General features: G+C 55.1%; 16 protein-coding genes. 9 read left to right on the forward strand and 7 right to left on the reverse strand.

From position 1 onward, the window contains the following. Positions 1 to 9: 9 nt before the first annotated feature. The gene (locus tag N037_RS18695; protein WP_032642736.1) at positions 10 to 696 is read right to left on the reverse strand and encodes a hydrolase; all 687 of its coding nucleotides are present in this window, start codon (positions 694 to 696) and stop codon (positions 10 to 12) included. A 218-nt stretch (positions 697 to 914) separates the two neighbouring features. Here N037_RS18695 and N037_RS18700 point away from each other — a divergent pair, with 218 nt between their 5' ends. The 6 genes from N037_RS18700 to N037_RS18725 all read left to right on the forward strand — a co-directional run bounded on the left by N037_RS18700 (position 915) and on the right by N037_RS18725 (position 9,145). After that, positions 915 to 2,786 carry an amidohydrolase gene (locus tag N037_RS18700; RefSeq protein ID WP_032642738.1) on the forward strand — a complete coding sequence of 624 codons (1,872 nt, stop codon included), beginning with the start codon at positions 915 to 917 and terminating at the stop codon, positions 2,784 to 2,786. Next, positions 2,786 to 3,193, forward strand: a complete 408-nt coding sequence (locus tag N037_RS18705; protein ID WP_032642739.1) for a DoxX family protein — start codon at positions 2,786 to 2,788, stop codon at positions 3,191 to 3,193. Before N037_RS18700 ends, N037_RS18705 begins: the two co-directional genes overlap by 1 nt. Further along, entirely contained in the window at positions 3,190 to 4,809 is a 1,620-nt protein-coding gene (locus N037_RS18710; RefSeq protein WP_032642740.1) for an MFS transporter, read from the forward strand. Before N037_RS18705 ends, N037_RS18710 begins: the two co-directional genes overlap by 4 nt. Positions 4,810 to 4,839: 30 nt before the next feature. Continuing rightward, a complete protein-coding gene (locus tag N037_RS18715; protein WP_023295858.1) occupies positions 4,840 to 5,661 on the forward strand; it encodes an alpha/beta fold hydrolase in 822 nt (273 codons plus the stop codon). A gap of 128 nt (positions 5,662 to 5,789) precedes the next feature. Next, the gene (locus N037_RS18720) at positions 5,790 to 7,850 is read left to right on the forward strand and encodes an McrB family protein (protein WP_032642741.1); all 2,061 of its coding nucleotides are present in this window, start codon (positions 5,790 to 5,792) and stop codon (positions 7,848 to 7,850) included. Next, positions 7,847 to 9,145, forward strand: coding sequence for an McrC family protein (locus N037_RS18725; RefSeq protein WP_032642742.1), 1,299 nt, complete (start codon positions 7,847 to 7,849; stop codon positions 9,143 to 9,145). The genes N037_RS18720 and N037_RS18725 overlap by 4 nt, the downstream gene beginning before the upstream one ends. 33 nt (positions 9,146 to 9,178) lie before the next feature. Here N037_RS18725 and N037_RS18730 read toward each other — a convergent pair whose 3' ends face one another. Together N037_RS18730 and N037_RS18735 are read right to left on the reverse strand one after the other, a co-directional pair. Further along, a complete protein-coding gene (locus tag N037_RS18730) occupies positions 9,179 to 10,573 on the reverse strand; it encodes an MFS transporter (protein ID WP_032642743.1) in 1,395 nt (464 codons plus the stop codon). Between the two features lie 50 nt (positions 10,574 to 10,623). Continuing rightward, positions 10,624 to 11,712 carry a cellulase family glycosylhydrolase gene (locus N037_RS18735; protein ID WP_023334350.1) on the reverse strand — a complete coding sequence of 363 codons (1,089 nt, stop codon included), beginning with the start codon at positions 11,710 to 11,712 and terminating at the stop codon, positions 10,624 to 10,626. Positions 11,713 to 11,897: 185 nt separating this feature from the next. Between N037_RS18735 and N037_RS18740 the strand changes: the two genes are divergently transcribed. Then, positions 11,898 to 12,905, forward strand: a complete 1,008-nt coding sequence (locus N037_RS18740; RefSeq protein WP_023334349.1) for a LacI family DNA-binding transcriptional regulator — start codon at positions 11,898 to 11,900, stop codon at positions 12,903 to 12,905. Here N037_RS18740 and fosA read toward each other — a convergent pair. Continuing rightward, complete coding sequence (gene fosA / locus N037_RS18745; RefSeq protein WP_032642744.1) at positions 12,891 to 13,316, reverse strand: FosA/FosA2 family fosfomycin resistance glutathione transferase; 426 nt, start codon at positions 13,314 to 13,316, stop codon at positions 12,891 to 12,893. The genes N037_RS18740 and fosA overlap by 15 nt on opposite strands. Positions 13,317 to 13,515: 199 nt before the next feature. On the opposite strand from fosA, the gene trpS reads away from it, so the two are divergent. Next, complete coding sequence (gene trpS, locus N037_RS18750; RefSeq protein ID WP_032642745.1) at positions 13,516 to 14,520, forward strand: tryptophan--tRNA ligase; 1,005 nt, start codon at positions 13,516 to 13,518, stop codon at positions 14,518 to 14,520. Positions 14,521 to 15,093: 573 nt separating this feature from the next. Then, entirely contained in the window at positions 15,094 to 15,465 is a 372-nt protein-coding gene (locus N037_RS18755) for a hypothetical protein (protein WP_032642746.1), read from the forward strand. Between the two features lie 58 nt (positions 15,466 to 15,523). Here the strand turns inward: N037_RS18755 and N037_RS24340 are convergent, their stop codons facing one another. From N037_RS24340 to dndA, 3 genes are all read right to left on the reverse strand, one after another. Next, positions 15,524 to 15,991 (reverse strand): SymE family type I addiction module toxin, encoded by a 468-nt coding sequence (locus N037_RS24340; RefSeq protein WP_072164017.1) that lies wholly within the window; start codon positions 15,989 to 15,991, stop codon positions 15,524 to 15,526. Positions 15,992 to 16,461: 470 nt separating this feature from the next. Next, on the reverse strand, positions 16,462 to 17,271 hold the full coding sequence (locus N037_RS18765) for a restriction endonuclease (protein WP_032642747.1): 810 nt from the start codon (positions 17,269 to 17,271) through the stop codon (positions 16,462 to 16,464). Next, the gene (gene dndA, locus N037_RS18770; protein WP_032642748.1) at positions 17,271 to 18,395 is read right to left on the reverse strand and encodes a cysteine desulfurase DndA; all 1,125 of its coding nucleotides are present in this window, start codon (positions 18,393 to 18,395) and stop codon (positions 17,271 to 17,273) included. The genes N037_RS18765 and dndA overlap by 1 nt, the downstream gene beginning before the upstream one ends. Positions 18,396 to 18,749: the final 354 nt, after the last annotated feature.

Here is an 18,749-nt window from a genome sequence, read left to right on the forward strand (position 1 = left end):
CAGCGGAACTTAGCGAGCCGGGACCGGCGCTAAGGTGCGGTGTTCGCTCTTCTGGCGAGACGGCGCTTTGTGCACCATGGTGTAGGCGTAATCGACGCCCATGCCGTACGCGCCGGAGTGCTCGCGCACGATGTCCATCACCGCGGTGTAGGTCTCTTTACGCGCCCAGTCGCGCTGCCATTCCAGCATCACCTGCTGCCAGGTCACCGGGATCACGCCCACCTGGATCATACGCTGCATCGCGTAGTCGTGGGCTTCTTTGGAGGTGCCGCCGGACGCGTCCGCCACCATATAAATTTCGTAGTCGCCTTCCAGCATCGCGCACAGGGCAAAGCTGTTGTTGCACACTTCGGTCCACAGGCCGGCAACCACCACCTTCTTCTTGCCGTTGGCCTGCAGCGCGTCGCGCACCTTCTGGTCGTCCCAGGAGTTCATGGAGGTACGCTCCAGAATGTCCTGGCCCGGGAACACGTCCAGCAGTTCCGGATAGGTGTTACCGGAGAAGCTTTCGGTCTCTACGGTGGTGATGATGGTCGGGATGTTGAACACTTTGGCCGCTTTCGCCAGCGCCACGGTGTTGTTTTTCAGCACCTGGCGGTCAATAGACTGCACGCCAAACGCCATCTGAGGCTGGTGATCGATAAAGATTACCTGACAGTTCGCAGGGGTTAACACTTCGAGCTTTGAAGAGGTCATAGCATTTTCCAGTGGTTAAGGGTGAAATCGCCGCGAGCGCCGCGACGATAAAATCATCCTCATCCTGCGGTTTTCCGCCCCTGCGCGTAATTATCTCTTCGTATAGTTAACCTTAGGTATAGTTATACTTTGGTATACCTATCCTATTGTATAACTGGATCTTTGCCGAAACCGGTTCCCATAATCCTGACCATTCCCCTCTCAGTCAGGAGCAGTTTATGGTTACCCTCGGTAAAGCCGATCTCATTCTGGTTAACGGCCAGTTTCACACCGTCGATCGCGAGAACCCCGTCGCGGAAGCCGTTGCCGTGCGCGACGGAAAATTTCTGGAAGTGGGTACCGTCGCCGAGGTGATGCAACACCACTGCGACGCCACCTTAGTGGTGGATTTAAAAGGCCACACCGCCATCCCCGGCCTGAACGACTCGCACCTGCACCTGATCCGCGGCGGGCTGAACTACAACCTTGAGCTGCGCTGGGAGGGCGTGCCGTCGCTGGCCGACGCCCTGCGGATTCTGAAAGAGCAGGCCCTGCGCACGCCGTCGCCCCAGTGGGTGCGCGTGGTGGGCGGCTGGACCGAGTTCCAGTTTGCCGAGCGCCGCATGCCGACGCTGGACGAGATCAACGACGCAGCGCCGGATACCCCGGTCTTCATCCTGCACCTGTACGACCGCGCCCTGCTCAACCGCGCCGCGCTGAATGTGGTCGGCTACACCAAAGACACGCCAAACCCGCCGGGCGGGGAGATCCAGCGCGACGCCAACGGTAACCCGACCGGGATGCTGATTGCCCGTCCGAACGCCATGATTTTGTACGCCACGCTCGCCAAAGGGCCGAAGCTGCCGCTGGAGCAGCAGGTCAACTCCACGCGCCAGTTCATGCGCGAGCTGAACCGTCTGGGCCTGACCAGCGCCATCGACGCGGGCGGCGGCTTCCAGAACTACCCGGAAGATTACGAGGTGATCGCCGAGCTGCACGAGAAAAAGCAGATGACCATCCGCATCGCCTACAACCTGTTTACCCAGCGTCCGGGCCACGAGCTGGAAGACTTTGAAAAATGGACCGACATGCTCACGCCGGGCCAGGGCAGCGACTTCTTCCGCCACAACGGCGCGGGCGAGATGCTGGTCTTCTCCGCCGCCGATTTTGAAGATTTCCTTGAGCCGCGCCCGGACCTCGCGCCGGGCATGGAGGACGAGCTGGAGCGCGTGGTGCGCCATCTGGTGGAGCACCGCTGGCCGTTCCGCCTGCACGCCACCTATAACGAATCCATCAGCCGCATGCTGGACGTCTTCGAGAAGGTGAACCGCGACATTCCGTTCAACGGCCTGCACTGGTTCTTCGACCATGCGGAAACCGTCACCCAGGCCAACATCGACCGCATTAAAGAACTGGGCGGCGGCATTGCCGTCCAGCACCGCATGGCCTTCCAGGGCGAATACTTTGCCGAGCGCTACGGCATCGAAGCCACCCGCCACACGCCGCCGGTGGCAAAAATGCTCGAGACCGGCGTGCCGGTGGGCCTAGGGACGGACGCCACCCGCGTGGCGAGCTACAACCCGTGGACCGCGCTCTACTGGCTGGTCTCCGGCCGCACCGTCGGCGGGATGCAGATGTACGACCACAGCGCCCGTCTGGATCGCGATACCGCCCTGATGCTCTGGACCCAGGGCAGCGCATGGTTCTCCAGCGAGCAGAGCCAGAAGGGGCAGATCAAGGTCGGCCAGCTCGCCGATCTGGCGGTACTCAGCAAAGACTACTTCCGCGTGCCGGAAGAGGAGATCAAGGGCATCGAGTCCGTCCTGACGGTGGTCAACGGCGACATCGTTTACGCCGCAGGCAGCTTTGGCCCGCTCGCGCCGCCTGCCATTCCGGTTCTGCCCGAGTGGTCCCCGGTGGTCAAGGTGCCGGGCCACTACCGCAGCGCGCCGCCGCAGGCCGCACGCGTCGGCATGAGCCCTATCCACCACTGCAGCGGCCCGTGCGGGGTTCACAGCCACCAGCATGATTTCGCCCGCACGTCAGAGATGCCGGTGTCCGACGATAACGCTTTCTGGGGGGCGCTGGGCTGCAGCTGCTTTGCATTCTGATGAAAAACACCTTTGCTCCGCCCCGGGTCGACCTGGGGCTGTTCTTCCTGCGCCTGACCGGCAGCTTGCTGCTGCTGTACGTGCACGGCCTGCCGAAAGTGCTGCACTTCAGCGAAGAGCTGACGCGCATTGAAGATCCGTTCGGCTTCGGGCCTTACGCCAGCCTGATCCCGGCGATTGTCGCCGAGGTGATCTGCCCGCTGTTTATCATTGCGGGCGTATACACCCGCCTGGCGTGCCTGCCGATTATCGCCGTGCTGCTGGTGGCGATGCTGGCGGTCCACCCGAACTGGTCGATTGCCGAAGGGCAGTTTGGCTGGCTGCTGCTGATTATCTTCACCACCCTTGCCCTCACCGGGCCGGGCCAGTGGCGGCTGCAGCGTAAGGCAGCGGAGAGGTTCGCATGACTCAGGTTAACGACGTTCGCGACGCACACGTCGAGACGACGCCCGCATCGACGGTTTCGCCCTGGCAGCCGCTGAGCCAGCCGGTGTTCCGCATGCTGTGGATCGCCACGGTGGTCTCTAACGTCGGCTCATGGATGAGCGACGTCGGCATCAACTGGAGCATGCTGACCCTGAGCGCCGATCCTTTAGATATCGCGCTGGTGCAGGCGGCCAGCAGCCTGCCGATGTTCCTCTTCGCCCTGCCGTCCGGGGTGATGGCGGACATCGTCGACCGACGTAAATATCTGCTCTTCTCCCAGCTGTGGGTGTTCATTGCCGCCGCCGGGCTGACGGTGCTCTCCTTCACCGGACACGTCACCCCCACCGTTCTGCTGGTGGCGACGTTTCTGCTGAGCGTGGGCGCGGCGATGAGCTCGCCGCCGTTCCAGGCCGTGGTGCCCGATCTGGTGAGCAAGCCGGAGCTGGGCGCCGCCGTGGCGCTCAACTCGCTCGGGGTGAACATCAGCCGGGCGATTGGCCCGGCGCTGGGCGGTTTTCTGCTGTCGCTCGCCGGGCCGTGGATGGTGTTTGCCCTCAACGCGCTCTCCGTGGTCGGCGTGGCGTGGGTGCTGTGGCGCTGGCGTCCGGCGCCGTCCATACAGCGCCTGCCGCCGGAGCACTTCTTCTCTGCGGTGCGCTCCGGGATTCGCTACGTGCACGCCGCGCCGGTGCTGCGCAACGTGCTGGTGCGCACCGTGGCCTTCTTCGTTTTCGGCAGCGCGGGCTGGGCGCTTCTGCCGCTGGTGGCGCGCCGCGAGCTGGGCTTAGGTCCGGCTGGCTACGGCGTGATGCTGGCGTGCATTGGGCTGGGGGCGATTGCCGGGGCGATCCTTCTGCCGCGCCTGCGCCAGCGGCTCGACGCCGACCGGCTTATGGTGGCCGCTAGCCTGACCTTTGCCCTCACCATGCTGGCGCTGGCGTTCGTGCGCCACGTCTGGCTGCTCAACCTGTTTGAGTTCTTCACCGGCTTCGCGTGGATTGCGGTGCTTTCAACGCTGAACCTCGGCGCGCAGCGCAGCGCCGCCCGCTGGGTGAAGGCCCGCGCGCTGGCGGTCTACCTGACGGTGTTCTTCGGCTCGATGACCGCGGGCAGCGCCATCTGGGGGCAGATCGCCTCCCGGTTCGGCACCCCGACCTCGCTGGTTGTCGCCACGCTGGGGATGGTGCTGGCGAGCGCGACGGTGTTCCGCTGGAAGCTGGGCAAAGATCCGGACCTGAACCTCGACCTCAGCGGCCAGCCGCTGGACGGCGTGGAGATCGACCTGCCGAACGAGCGCGGTCCGGTGCTGGTGTCGCACGAGTACATCATCGACCCGCACAACGCGAAGGCCTTCCTGGAGGCGGTCCACGAGCTGCGCCGGGTGCGCCGCCGCGCCGGGGCGATGAGCTGGGCGGTGTACGAAGATATCGAGCGCCCCGGCCTGTTTATCGAGACCTTCCTGATGGGCTCCTGGATTGAGCATCTGCGCCAGCAGGAGCGCCACACCATGAATGACCTCCTGCTGCAGAGCCGCGTTCTGGCTTTTCATCAGGGCACAACATCACCGGCAATTCGTTATCTGGTCGCGCCGGTCTGAACATAACAATCACCTGTAGAGGAACACACTATGGCAACGTTTAAGGCAAAAGATGGTACGCAGATTTATTACAAAGACTGCGGCGCGGGCAAACCGGTTCTTTTCAGCCACGGCTGGCCGCTGGACGGGGACATGTGGGACAGCCAGCTGAACCACCTGGCCGAGCGCGGCTACCGCACCATCGCCTTTGACCGTCGCGGGTTTGGACGTTCAGATCAGCCGTGGAACGGCTATGACTACGATACCTTTGCATCCGACATTAACGACCTGATCACCACGCTGGATCTGCGCGACGTGACGCTGGTGGGCTTCTCCATGGGCGGCGGCGACGTAACGCGTTACATCAACAACTACGGCAGCGAACGCGTGGCCGGTCTTGCCCTGCTGGGCGCGGTAACGCCCATTTTCGGCAAATCCGAAAGCTACCCGGAAGGGGTCGATCAGAGCGTGTTCAGCGGGATTCGCGACGGACTGCGTAAAGATCGCGCTCAGTTCATCAGCGATTTCGCCACCCCATTCTACGGCACCAACGCCGGGCAGACCGTTTCTGCCGGTGCCCTGACGCAGACGCTGAACATCGCCCTGCTGGCGTCCCTGAAGGGCACCATCGACTGCGTAACCGCCTTCGCCGAAACCGACTTCCGCCCGGATATGGCGAAAATCGACGTGCCGACGCTGGTGATCCACGGCAGCAACGACCAGATCGTGCCGTTTGAAACGACCGGCAAGCTGGCAGCGGAGATGATCAAAAACGCCACGCTGAAGGTGTACGACAACGCGCCGCACGGCTTTGCGCTGACCCACCAGGACCAGCTCAACGAAGATCTGCTGGCGTTTGTGAAGTCGCTGTAAGTTCCCGGGGCTGACGCCAAAAGGCGTCAGCTATTCCCGTTCATTCCCCCTGAACAGGCAGTGACGCTTCACAGATAATTCTTATAAGATGAGGAAAATATTCGCCTCTTTTCGCTCTGGAGCAGGTAATGGTTCAGGAACATACCGACTTACTCTCATTTTTCACCTCTCACACGGCCAATAACGATACTTATAGCCCCGAGTGGGGACCGTCTTTTCGCGCGCTTCGTCAACAAGTTCAGAATGAACGACCCAACTTCTCAGACGAGACGCTTCATGAGCTTTGGTACAATCGCTCCAATGGAGTCGCCAGTGTCAAGCAAGGCGGCATGTCGATAAATGAATTTAACGGCGCAATAGAGGAGCTACGCGAGCTTTCTCGCCAGATGTCTAAAGAATGTACACGCACCAACTATGAGCAGGTGATTGGACAACTCAAGGCGCTCAAAGACCAAAAGATCCTGAAAAAAGTATACTGGGCTCTTTGTCATCGTGCGTTTGCCGTTATGTATCCAGAGCATATAAGCAATATCGTCAACACTGACGCATTTTTCCGGATCTACAACTACTGTAACAACCGCTTTGATTTGGGCCTGTCTGGCGAGGGCGATTGGTTTGACCTCAACATGGAGCTTAAAGAGGCATTAAACCAGGCGATCGGATCTGAGATTGATTCCATCACGCTAAATATGTCGCTCTGGCATCTGTACGCACATTTCATCCTTGAGAAAAATGATACCCTGGTGACGCCTGACAGTACGGGTGATGATGAAGACGAACAAGGCTCCGAACCCCACGATCTTCAGCTCCCCAAAAACCGCATCCTGTATGGACCTCCAGGTACAGGTAAAACCTATAAAACCATCGATATTGCCGTGCGCGCCTGCGAGCCTCAGGCATATGCCCGACTGGACGGAAAAGAAGAGAGTGAACGCCGACGCGAGCTAAAGAAAATTTATGACCGCCTGATGGGAGAAAACCGAATCCGCTTTATTACTTTTCATCAGAGCTTCGGCTACGAAGAGTTTATCGAAGGATTGCGGGCAGAGACTACCGATGACGGCAACGTACGTTACGACATCAAGCCGGGAATTTTTAAACAAATTTGTGATGACGCCGCCTTTGGCAACGCAGGTGCGCTGCGGACTTTGGATAACGCACTCGTACAGTTACAGGAGCGGCTTTCGGAAGGAGAGAGCATTACGCTCCGCACCCACAACGGCAATCCGTTCCGTGTGACCTACAAAAGTGAAACCGCTTTTGGGATTTTCCCGGAGCACAGTAAAAAAGAGGATCTGGGTCAGGGCTATAATGCGTACCTCAAGGACATTCGCGCCTGGTATCAGGATAACAATGCCAAAATCCATAACGTTTCTTATGTACGAGGGATCCTCGCGTATCTGGTCGAAAAGAGTGAGATTCCGCCCACACCTGCGCAGTCAACAGGCGGTAAACGGCAAAATTTCGTGTTGATTATCGACGAAATTAACCGCGGCAATATTTCTAAAATTTTCGGCGAACTCATCACGCTGATTGAAACTTCTAAGCGTGCAGGCGAAGCAGAGGAACTCAGCGTTTCACTTCCCTATTCTGGTACATCGTTTAGCGTTCCCAATAATCTCTACCTTGTCGGTACGATGAATACCGCAGATCGCTCCCTGACGGCGCTTGATACCGCTTTCCGCCGCCGCTTTGAGTTCGTTCCTATGTTACCTGACACCAGCCTACTGGCAGGCACGACGATCAAGGGAATTGAGCTTGAACGTCTGCTGGAAACTCTTAACGCAAGGATCCAGGCGTTGTATGACAATGAACATACGCTGGGGCACGCCTTTTTCATGCCGGTTATCCAGGTTAAACATGACGAAGACGCCGCCTTCGATCTGCTTAAACGCATTATGAAAAACAAAATCCTCCCGTTACTGGAGGAGTATTTCTACAACGACTGGCAAAAAATTCGCCTGGTTCTTGGAGACAACCAGAAAAAGGACGATAGCTTACAGTTCGTTTCATCGATAAACAGTGAAGGGAACTTCCTGCGGTTGTTCGGTGCTGATGCAGCTGAGGATTTGCAGGAAGCAGGGATTAGCTATCACCTTTCCAGCGAGTCGAAACCGGTATGGAATGATCCGCTTGCTTACCGCCAGATATACGCCCCAGCAGCCATTCGCCAGGAGAGCGAGGAATGACACCCGGTCGTTACTGGACGATTTTTGAGCATGGTTATGTGATTAGCGATAACGATCGGAGCCGCGTCGAGCATGCGATCGCACTGCCGAATACGCTTTTTCAATGGCTTGTACAACGCTGTTTAAGTGATAACGCAGAGTATGACGGCCGGCTGCTTACCCTTCGTTCTGTGGGTCGGGTTCAGGCATTGCAGGTCAAAAACTACGTAGGCGTAATTGCGCTGCCGGGCGGTGCGTTTATTGAAGTGTTGCCGAAAACGGGCAATGACAACGCACGAGAACAGTTGATGATGATGCTGCGTACCCTGAAAACCTTCCGACATATTGCAACGACATCCGCCAGCATTCAGACCTCGCGTATGCCACTGATGGATATTTTTATTCAACAATTTATCAGCAGCGTTCAGTCGATCCTCCAACAGGGTCTTAAACGGGACTACCTTCGCCAGCAGGATAATCTTGCCTGGATGAAAGGCAAATTACTGATTTCAGCGCAGCTAACTAAAAACAGCGTTCGGCGCGATCGTTTTCAGGTGGAATATGACGAATACAGCGTCAATCGGCCCGAAAACCGCCTACTGAAAACGGCTATCGATAATGTCTCCCGCCTGACCCGCAACGCTGAACTCGTCAGACAACTTCAGTCGTTACGATCAACCTTTGAGACCATTCCGCCCGTGGTAGATGTCGCGTATGCTTTTAGTCAGGTTCGCCTGGACAGGCATATGCATCATTATGAGCAGGCACTGGAATGGGCAAAACTCATATTACTGGGCGAGTCTCCTCACTGTATGCAGGGTCATGCCAATGCCATATCGCTACTCTTTCCAATGGAAGCGGTTTTTGAATCCTTCGTTGCCGCATGGATGCGGCATCATCATCATCGACATTATCGGATTGATACTCAGGCCAAAGCGCACAGTCTCGCTCGCTACCACACGAAGGATATGTTCAGGCTCAAGCCAGATATCTGGCTTCGCCCGCATAACGACACGACGCATTCTGCAGTTATCTGCGATACGAAATGGAAGAAGATTAAGCCTCATAAACCTGGCTTTAATATTTCACAACATGATCTGTATCAGATGCAGGCCTACGGGGTGAAATATCTCGATAACCGTGGCGATATGTTACTCATCTATCCTGAATACGAAGATTTTAGTGATGCTCTCCCTCATCCCTTTGAACTTCATAATCTGGAGGGTCATGCGCTACGTCTGTGGGTCGTCCCCTTTGCCATCGGAACCAGCATTCTGAACTCGACACTCTACCTCCCTAAAGCATTGAATCTTTAAAAGCGAAGCCTGATGGCGCTTCGCTTATCAGGCCTACAAGGGCTGGTCCTGTAGGCCGGGTAAGGCGCAGCCGCCACCCGGCGCTTTCGCAGACGCGTTCCGCTCCGCCAGCAGCCGACAAATCTCCGCGTGCTTCTCCTCGGTAAAGGTAAAGCGCGACATAAACACGATGCGGATCAGCGACCCTATCGCCGGCAGCAGGCAGATCCCGAAGAACAGCCCCGACAGCACGCCCTCGCTCTGGATTTGCGCCTGCGGCACGTAGCCGATCATCGTCAGAAACACGCCGATCAACCCGCCGCCCACCGCCACCGACATCTTGCCGGTAAAGGTCTGCCCGGAGAAGGTGATCGCCGCGCAGCGCTTGTGGGTGTGGTACTCCGCGTACTCGATGGTGTCGGCAATCATCGACGAGGTGAGGATGTTGGTCATCATCACGAACAGCGTGCTCAGGCCGAGCAGAATAAACAGCATCGTCACCTGCTGATACCCGACAAACCACATCACCACGCGCACCGCCACGTCCAGCCCGCAGAGGATCATAAACAGCTTCCGCTTCTGCATCCGCCGCGTCAGCATCGGCGCGACCAGGCACAGCACCGCCGCGATAATCCCCATCACGCCAATCGCCATCTGCAGGCTGCCATCGCCCAGGTTGTTGATAAAGAAGTAGATATACAGCCCACCCGCCACGTTGTGGAACACGCAGAAGAAGAACGACAGCAGGACGATAAACAGCGGCTTGTTCTGGCGCAGGTTGTGGAAGGTATCGCGGATGGTCACCTTTTCCGGGCTCGGCGGCACGCGCTCTTTGATCTGCATAAAGCCGTTGAGCATCAGCGGCAGGCCCACCAGCATCATCACCAGCGCCGCCATAAAGTAGCCTTTATCGTTGCTGTACTGGGCGAAGAACGCCGCCAGCTTCGGGAAGAAGATGTTGGCGCAGGCAATCCCGGCGTTCACCCCGAGCATCGCCGCCGTCACCGCACGGGTGCGCTGGGCGGAGTCGTTGGTCATCACCGACGACATCGACCAGAACGGAATATCGGAGATGGCGTACAGCGTCCCCCACAGGATATACGTCACCCCGGCGTAGAGGATTTTGGTGGTCATGTCCGCTTCGATTTTATAGAACGACAGCAGCGTGACGCCGGTGATCAGCAGCGGCGCGATCAGCAAAAAGTGGCGAAACTTGCCGAACCGGCTGTTAATGGTGTCCATAATGCTGGCAAACAGCGGATCGTGAACCGCGTCCCACGCGCGGGCAATCAGGAAGATGGTGCTCGCCGCCAGTGCCGAGATCCCCAGCACGTCGGTGTAAAAATAGTTAATAAACGAACCCACTAAACCAAAGCTAAAACACTGACCTAATCCATAACCAAAATAAGACCACAGCTCGCGAGACGGTATTTTCATTGTCGTTGCCATTGATATATGCCTGCCTGGTTGCCCGGCGGTGGTCCGCCGGGTCGATATTATTAGCCCTGAACTTTCGGGGCGATCTTGCGCAGCTGCTGCATTAATGCGATTTCACGGCGCGAGAACGGAATGCCGTTCTCCTCGAACACGTCGTGGAACCAGAGGCGGCAGTAGTCCGTGGACTCCTTCATCACCACCGGCCACGGCAGCCACGTCTGGGTTTTGCCACGCACCAGCCCCCACTGGTACGGCGCGACCTTCGCCGCGTACATCAGCGGGAGCTGCTCCTCGATGGTGCTGCCCACGTGGCGCGCCAGCCATTCGGTGCAGAACAGCGGGCGACCAAGCTGTTGCAGCTGCTGGATAATCGCCGTCATGCGCCCGGTGTGGGTGTAGGCGTGGAAGCTCACCACGTCCGAGAGCGCCAGCGCGGTCTGGTCCAGCGGGTGCTGGAAGAACGTCTCGCCCTCCTCTTCCGGCGGCAGACGCCACGCGCAGACGGTGAGCGGCTGGGTCGGGTCTTCTTCACGCACCCACTGGAACGCGAGCTTCATCAGCGCGTGGGCGCAGGTCTCCAGCTTCGCGTCGTACTGCACCTCCTGCGTGCCGGTCGCGAAAATGCCGCGGTTGCCCGGCTCGTTATAGAGATCCCACAGCAGCACGCGCTTATCGTCGCGGAACTGGCGGACAACGTCGCGGATATAGCGCTCAATGTCTGCCCAGCAGTCGGGATCGCATACCTTGTCGCGCCCCGGGCTGGCCGCCGCCTGGCTGTTGTGCTTGCCCGGCACGGGCGGCTTTTGCGGGCCGAGGTACGGCTCGTCGCCGGAGAAGCCGCAGTCGTCCATCAGGGTCAGCATGGTGCTGAACCCGCGGTCGTCGGCAATCGTCAAAAACCGGTCGATGCGCGCCATCAGCCCGTCGCGGTCGTGCTCCCAGACGATAAACGGCAGGTTGATGCGCAGGGTGTTGTAGCCCGCGTCCGCCGCCCAGCCCAGCTCGCGCTCGATGGTGGCGGCATCGAAGGTCTCTTCCTGCCAGATATCGGTCCAGTTCACCGCCGTCGACGGCAGATAGTTAAACCCGCACAGCCAGTCTTTTTGCTCATACCACGCCTGTGCCTGCTCCCTGCTCCACTGCTCTTTCATTACGCGTCCTCTTACTGATAATATTTAGCTAATAAATATTAGCTGCAGGATAAATGCGCAAATCACGGCGTTTAGAAAAGCGATGCCCCTCACAAAGTTCACGCTTCGATGAATGAGAAACGTGATCGACGGCGCTAAAGCGTGCGGTTAGGGTATGATGCGAAGTCGCGAAAGGGAGAGGACGGATGAAGCGAAAAACGAAAGTGACGATGAACGATATTGCGCGGGCGGCGGGCGTGTCGCAGGCGACGGTATCGCTGGTGCTTAACCAGTCCCGCAACATCAAGCTCAGCGACGACACCCGCCAGCGGGTCATTGGCGTCGCTACCGAGCTCGGCTACGACCGCCTCCCCGCCGTTCACGCCCCGCGCAACCAGGAAGAGATCGCCTTGCTGGTCAGCTCTATGCAGAGCTTCGACCCGTTTATCGACGCCATCAGCCAGGCGCGGGAAGCCGCGTGGCGCAACGAGACGTTGCTCACCGTGTACGACTACGGCGACGACATTGAGCTGGCGCTGAACATTATCCGCCAGCTGGAGAAACGCAACTGCATCGGGATTATTCTCGCGTCCCCGGTCACCACGCTGGTGGACATGACGGCCTTCCAGGACTGCACCCGCATCCCGCTGGTGCTGCTCAACCAGCGCGACCCCGGCTCGCCGCTGCTGCCGTCGTTTATCCCGGACGACTACGCCAATGCCTTCCAGGTCACTAAACACCTCATCGCCTGCGGGGCCACGCGCATCGCCCACATTACCGGGGAGAGCTGGATGGAGGCATCGCGCCAGCGTCTGGCGGGCTACCAGGCGGCATTACAGCAGGCCGGACTCGCGTGCGAAGACGGCCTGGTGCGCCAGACCAACTGGCAGTTCAGCGAGTCCTTTACCGCCACCACCTCTCTGCTGGAACTGGCCGAGCGTCCGGACGCCATCTTCTGCGCCAGCGACTGGCTGGCGATTGGCTGCTATCAGGCGCTGGCGGTGAACGGCGTGCGCATCCCGCAGGATATGCTGCTGGCGGGCTACGACGACCAGAAGATCTCCGAGCAGCTCACCCCGCCGCTGACCAGTATCCAGCTGCCCTACAGCGAGCTGGGACGGCTGGCGGTGGAGTACCTGTGCAATCAGGAAGATGCCGCCACGCACGTGACGCTGGCGGGCAGGCTGAAGGTACGCGCCTCAAGCCTCGTCTGAGCTAAACACCATGCCCGCATAGGGCTTCTCGCGACACGCCGCCAGCCGCGCGGCGAGGCTGCCCACGCGCAGCTCCAGCTTGTGTCCGTCCGGGTCGAGAAAATAGAACGACGCCCCCTCGCTTTTGTTCTGCTTCCAGACGGTGACGCCCGCCTGCTTGAGCCTTTGCGAGAACGGTTCAAAATCTTCTTCCGCCACGGTAAACGCGTAGTGGGTGTAGTCGCTCTCCTGCGGCGGCACGTACTGGCGCGCCTCGTCGTACGACAGACAGACCCACAGGTCGCCGCAGGTGAGATAGGCCCCGGTATTCCAGCGGGCGTGCAGCGCAATCCCCAGCAGCTCGTGCCAGAAGGTGATGCTTTTTTGCAGGTCGCTGACCGCGAGGGTCAGGTGGTTGAGTGATTGCAGCATGACGTGCCCTTTTGTTTTTCGCGCCGGACGTGATACGGTAAAAGCATGAACATAAACCACGCCGTGCTCACCGTAAACCGCTGGTGGCTGCCTTCTTAAAGGCGGCACGGAGTAGTTTTCCCCATTTTCAGATAGCCGCCGAAAGGCGGCTTTCACATTTCTAAGACCCCTTTCGGCTTTACAACGTTAAGGAGTCTTTATGAACCCGCAGACCATCCTCACCGGCGACCGCCCAACCGGCCCGCTGCACCTTGGCCACTTCGTCGGATCGCTGCGCCAGCGCGTGGCGTTGCAGCAGACGCACAACCAGTTTGTGCTGATTGCCGACCTGCAGGGGCTGACCGACAACGGCAGCAACCCGCAAAAAATTCGCGACAACATCCCCGAAGTGCTTGCCGACTACCTCGCCGCCGGTATCGACCCGAACCTGACCACGATCTGCCTGCAATCCGCCCTGCCCGCCCTCGCCGAGCTGACGATGCTGTATATGAACATCGTCACCGTCGCCCGCGTGGAGCGTAACCCGACGGTGAAAAACGAGATTGCGCAGAAGGGTTTCGCCCGCTCGCTGCCGGTCGGGTTTATGGCCTACCCCATCAGCCAGGCGGCGGACATCACCGCGTTTAAGGCCGAGTGCGTGCCCGTCGGCGACGACCAGCTACCGATGATTGAGCAGACCAACGAGATTGTGCACAAGATGAACAGCCTGCTGCCCGCCCCGGTGCTGCGCCACTGCAAGGCGATGCTGAGCGACACCAGCCGCCTGCCCGGCATCGACGGCAGCGCCAAGATGTCGAAATCGCTCGGCAACACGCTGCACCTGTCGGCCAGCGAAGAGACCATTCACCGTGCGGTCAGCGCCATGTACACCGACCCGAACCACCTGAAGGTGAGCGACCCGGGGCAGATTGAGGGGAACGTGGTGTTTACGTACCTCGACGCGTTTCATCCGGACAAAGCCAAAGTGGCGGCGATGAAGGCGCACTATCAGGCGGGCGGGCTGGGTGACCGGGCATGCAAGAACGAGCTGGAGGGGTGTTTGCAGGAATTGATTGCGCCGATGCGGGAGCGCAGGGCGATGTATATGCGGGACAAGGGAGAGCTGATGGCGATGCTGAAGCGCGGGACCGAACGGGCGCAGGGGGTGACGCAGGCGACGTTGAGGGAGGTGAAGGTGGGGCTGGGGGTGCCGGTGTTTAGTTAAGTTAGATTTAGCGGTGGAGTGCGTGGAATTGGCATGAAGCCGCTAACCCGCTTATTACTAAAATAAGCGAGGTGCAAAAATTCTTAAATGCGTTATTAGCCAATGTCGTTTGTCATTCTGTTGAGAGCGCTATATTCATAGACTCTTTATATTTTAAACGTCGCGGCAACTGTTATGAGCAAGTTTATTATTTCCATGCTGAATACGTTACTTTGTGTTTTTGTGATTGTGTTATGCCTCATATGTGTGGGCGTCACTGATAACTGGAAAGAATGCACTATAGCTATAATCATCACTTTAGGATGCGCACATTTCATGGCCGTTTTACTGAATCGTGTATTGCCTCATAAGTTAAATATTTTCGATGGGATAGTAGAATTAGTAGGAGGACCGCTATTAGTTATAGGCGCAATTGTGTGCTTTGATGTATTCGAACCCTGGCCGCTAAAAATCATTGGGATGTTTGCTTGGATTGTTTTGATTTTCTTTGTACCTTCAATAATAAGTCCCAGGCGTTAACTCGGTCTATTAATCAATGTCTACGTCATATCTTCACCCACGGAATCCAACATAATGCACCCCACTCTTTCGCAGGTCATTGAGGTTGTACGTCAGTCCTCTGGACATCATCGCAAGCGCATCGATGAAAACACCCTAATCGAAGCCGACCTCGATATCTGTGGCATGGATGGCGATGCCCTGATTGAAGACTGCGAGGAAGCGTTTGGCGTTACGCTCGTCACTGAAGAAGATGGCTATGAAAAAACTTTTTCCCTCGCTGAAAACGAGTTTCTTTTTAGCACCGAGGGCATAGATTACTTTGGTATCTGCCGCTTGATTCGCAGGTTGCGAGGCATTCCGGAACCGGTGATACGCGATTTAACCATTGGCGAGCTTCATGCTGTGCTGGTTAAGGCTGTGAAAGAACAAATACATCATGATTGAATTACTTTTAGCGTAGTGCGGGCATGTGCTCATATGCCCGCACTCGTTAGTCTTAAGTTTAAACGGCCTTCCCACTCCCCCGCTTAATCACCGGAACATCACCTGTATCATTCAGCGCTCCCGGAAAGGTCTTCAACCACTGTGCGACTTTCTGCTTATTGATATTCACCACGCTCATACCCTCCAGGCATCCCCATAATTCTCTTGTATGCTGCGGCGTAATCACAATGCAATCTTTCATGGCGCGGATTTTTACGGGCATGCCGTTGATGAAACCCGCGCGTTTTAACCAATCGCCACCCAGAAGAAGGTATTTCATGTCTATGCGAGCATAGAGTTCGCAGCAGGCGGCACTGTCCTGCGGCGTTTCCGCGCGGGGATGAACGGGCGCCGCGTTGGGCGGGTTGCCGTGCAGACGGCGGGCGCTGTTTTTGCGTACCAGCTCGCGGTTTTCAATCATGCCGGTGAAAGCGTCTGATTCTGTTTTGCAAACAGTAAACTCTGGCTTAAAATTCGTCGCAGCCATTTTCAACTCCTTCATAGTTGTTTGTGGTTAGCGGTATGGGGGTGTTGCAGCACCTTCATATCGCGAATTCATCTTTATATTTTCTTTGATAGTTTCTTTGCCATTCGGCGTAATTTCTGATGCTCATTATACAGGACTGATTATAAATACAGCGGTTTGATGCGGGGGAAATTTAAAAAAATGCGAGAGGGCTTCAGAAAATAGATACTAAGAAGAACAGTCTCTAGCTATGTAAAGATACATTGAGCAGGATAAAATATTAAACAGAGGCTAATTGCTTTAAAATCAGCAAATTACATCGATAACAAGAAGCATTGAGTAATACTTACTTACCAATTCTGCTACTAAAAAACATGATAATGTCTATAACAATATGAAAAATCAATTATAGTACCTACCAAACAATTAGGCTCACAAAGTAATAACCAGTCCTCAAGTTCAAAATTAACAAAACCCTCAGACTCGAAGTATTAAACCCAAAGAAGATCTTGTTCAAAGTTATATAATTCAACAAGCTCTCTTTCAACACCAATCCTTTTTTCAATCATAAAATCAGAGAGTTGCTGCCCGTCGATTAAAATTATTGGAACACATGACGGCTTAAAAGATAGCTCAGCGGCTTCTTTGGTGAAACTACTCGTTGTAATGAAAATACCCTGTTCAAATTCACCAGTAATATTCCCTCTGAACTCAGAAATAGCGCGCCTACCAACTTTATTGGACGGTGAGTATTTTTTACATTGAACTGCGACACGCATATAAGACAAGCCAACTTTCAGAGCTCCTTTGACATCTATACCACCATCACGGCCTCTGCTCGTTAATTCCATTTCAAGAAAGCCATATTTTGTTAGAAATATCCGGCAAAACTCTTCGAACTGGTCCGGATGAAGTTGGACAAGGCATTCTAAAATCTCGCCTTTAACTTTACCCCTCTGCACAGAGGCTAAGGAATAAATATCTCGAATTGAACTCTCAACTTCATCAGCTTTGCTCTGCAAGCTCTCTTCCATAACATTCTTTTCTGTGAAAGAGATACTCACTAGTAATTCATAACAGCCATCTATAATTTTTTTATAGTACCGTTTCTGATGCATAACACCCAGATTTTTATTAATGCAGTGTCTATCAAGCGTTATCCTCAAAACAGATTTTGGATCTTTCGCACCAAACACGCACAAATTATTACTTATGATAGTTTCATATAATTCATCTATCGATGCAGCTTTTCCAATTATTGTAGAGGCCTTAATAGCAGCATCAATTATTGTCTTAGACATCACATTAACCCTTTGATTCGCTCATAAATCAAATCAAACGGAATATTTTCTGTCATATAGCACCAAGATATGCGAATGGCATTTTCTATCCGCTCATCATCAAAGCCCATCGAAGCAAGCACATGGCTTGCTGTGTAATTTTGCGATGTACAGGCTGACCCATTAGAAATTGAGATCAGTCCTTTCAAAGCAACCATGGCTGCTTCAGAATTAACATGCGGTATAGATATATTTAAAACATGGCTAGCGGTATTTGAGCCATTAATCTCGCCCCCCAAAGAGTCAAATAGCTTTATCATGGATAATTTAATTTCTTCGCATTTAGAACGCCAAATTAAATAATTTTGTTGTGCATCTAAGCATGCCTGACCTAAACCGGCGATTAATGCGACAGGCAAAGTACCTGGGCGCAATCCTTTTTCCTGCCCACCACCAAACATTAAAGGCGCCAACGGAATTTTTGAAAACCCCCTTCTTCTGATTATAAGTGCACCAATGCCTTTTGGGGCATATAACTTATGGCCGCTTATACTAATCATATCTATACGAGGATTAATTAAATCCTCAGGGTACTTACCGTATCCTTGAGCGGCATCTACATGAAAATAAGCATCGTGGTTTTCTAATGCATTACAAATAGCGTTGATCGGTTGGATTGACCCTGTCTCATTATTTATATGCATTATCGAAACGAGGATAGTGTCTTCTCTCAATGAATTTTCGAGTGTGACAGGATCTAAGACTCCACTCTCTCCGACATCAAGGTACGTCACTTCAAAACCATTTGATGCGAGAAATTCAATAGGCTCAAGGACAGCTTTATGTTCTATACGAGTAGTAATTATGTGCTTTTTACCAGACTTTCGTGCTTCTGCCTGCAGGCCAAGAATAGCAATATTATTGCTCTCGGTAGCACCACTCGTGAAAACCACCTCGGACTTATCTGCATTAGCTAATGAGGCAACTTGGCTGCGAGCTTTTTCAACTGCCTGTTTTGCGACCAGTCCGAATTCATGTGTACGGCTACCTGCGTTACCAAATTCTTCATTTATAAAATGTGTAACTACTTGTGCTACAGAAGAAGATACTGGTGTAGTTGCGTTGCAATCCAGATACACGCTCATAAAATTTCCATTCACAAAGTTTGTTTAAGTCCATAAGTATGCTGACATACTCGCTAGAACGCAGCAAGTTACTGTTAGCTGACAACCAGCCAAATACTGTACATACATATAGTATTTTTTGCGGTTTTGTACTTGACGCACGCTGCCATAACCTTAAGATAATCACCATGAAGTACAGCTAAGCTAGCCATCTTAATCTTGATACATCTTGTTGTAATCGGCTAGGCGCACATAATGTTCAAGCGCCCCTCTTGAGTAACTCCCCCAGGACCTCATACATTGCTAGTGAGAGACAAAGCACTCCTTACATAGTAAAATGATCGGTTTGATTTTACACCAGATGTCCCAACGCCT

It is taken from the genome of Enterobacter sp. EGD-HP1 (assembly GCF_000733275.2).
In the GTDB taxonomy this organism is placed as follows: domain Bacteria; phylum Pseudomonadota; class Gammaproteobacteria; order Enterobacterales; family Enterobacteriaceae; genus Enterobacter.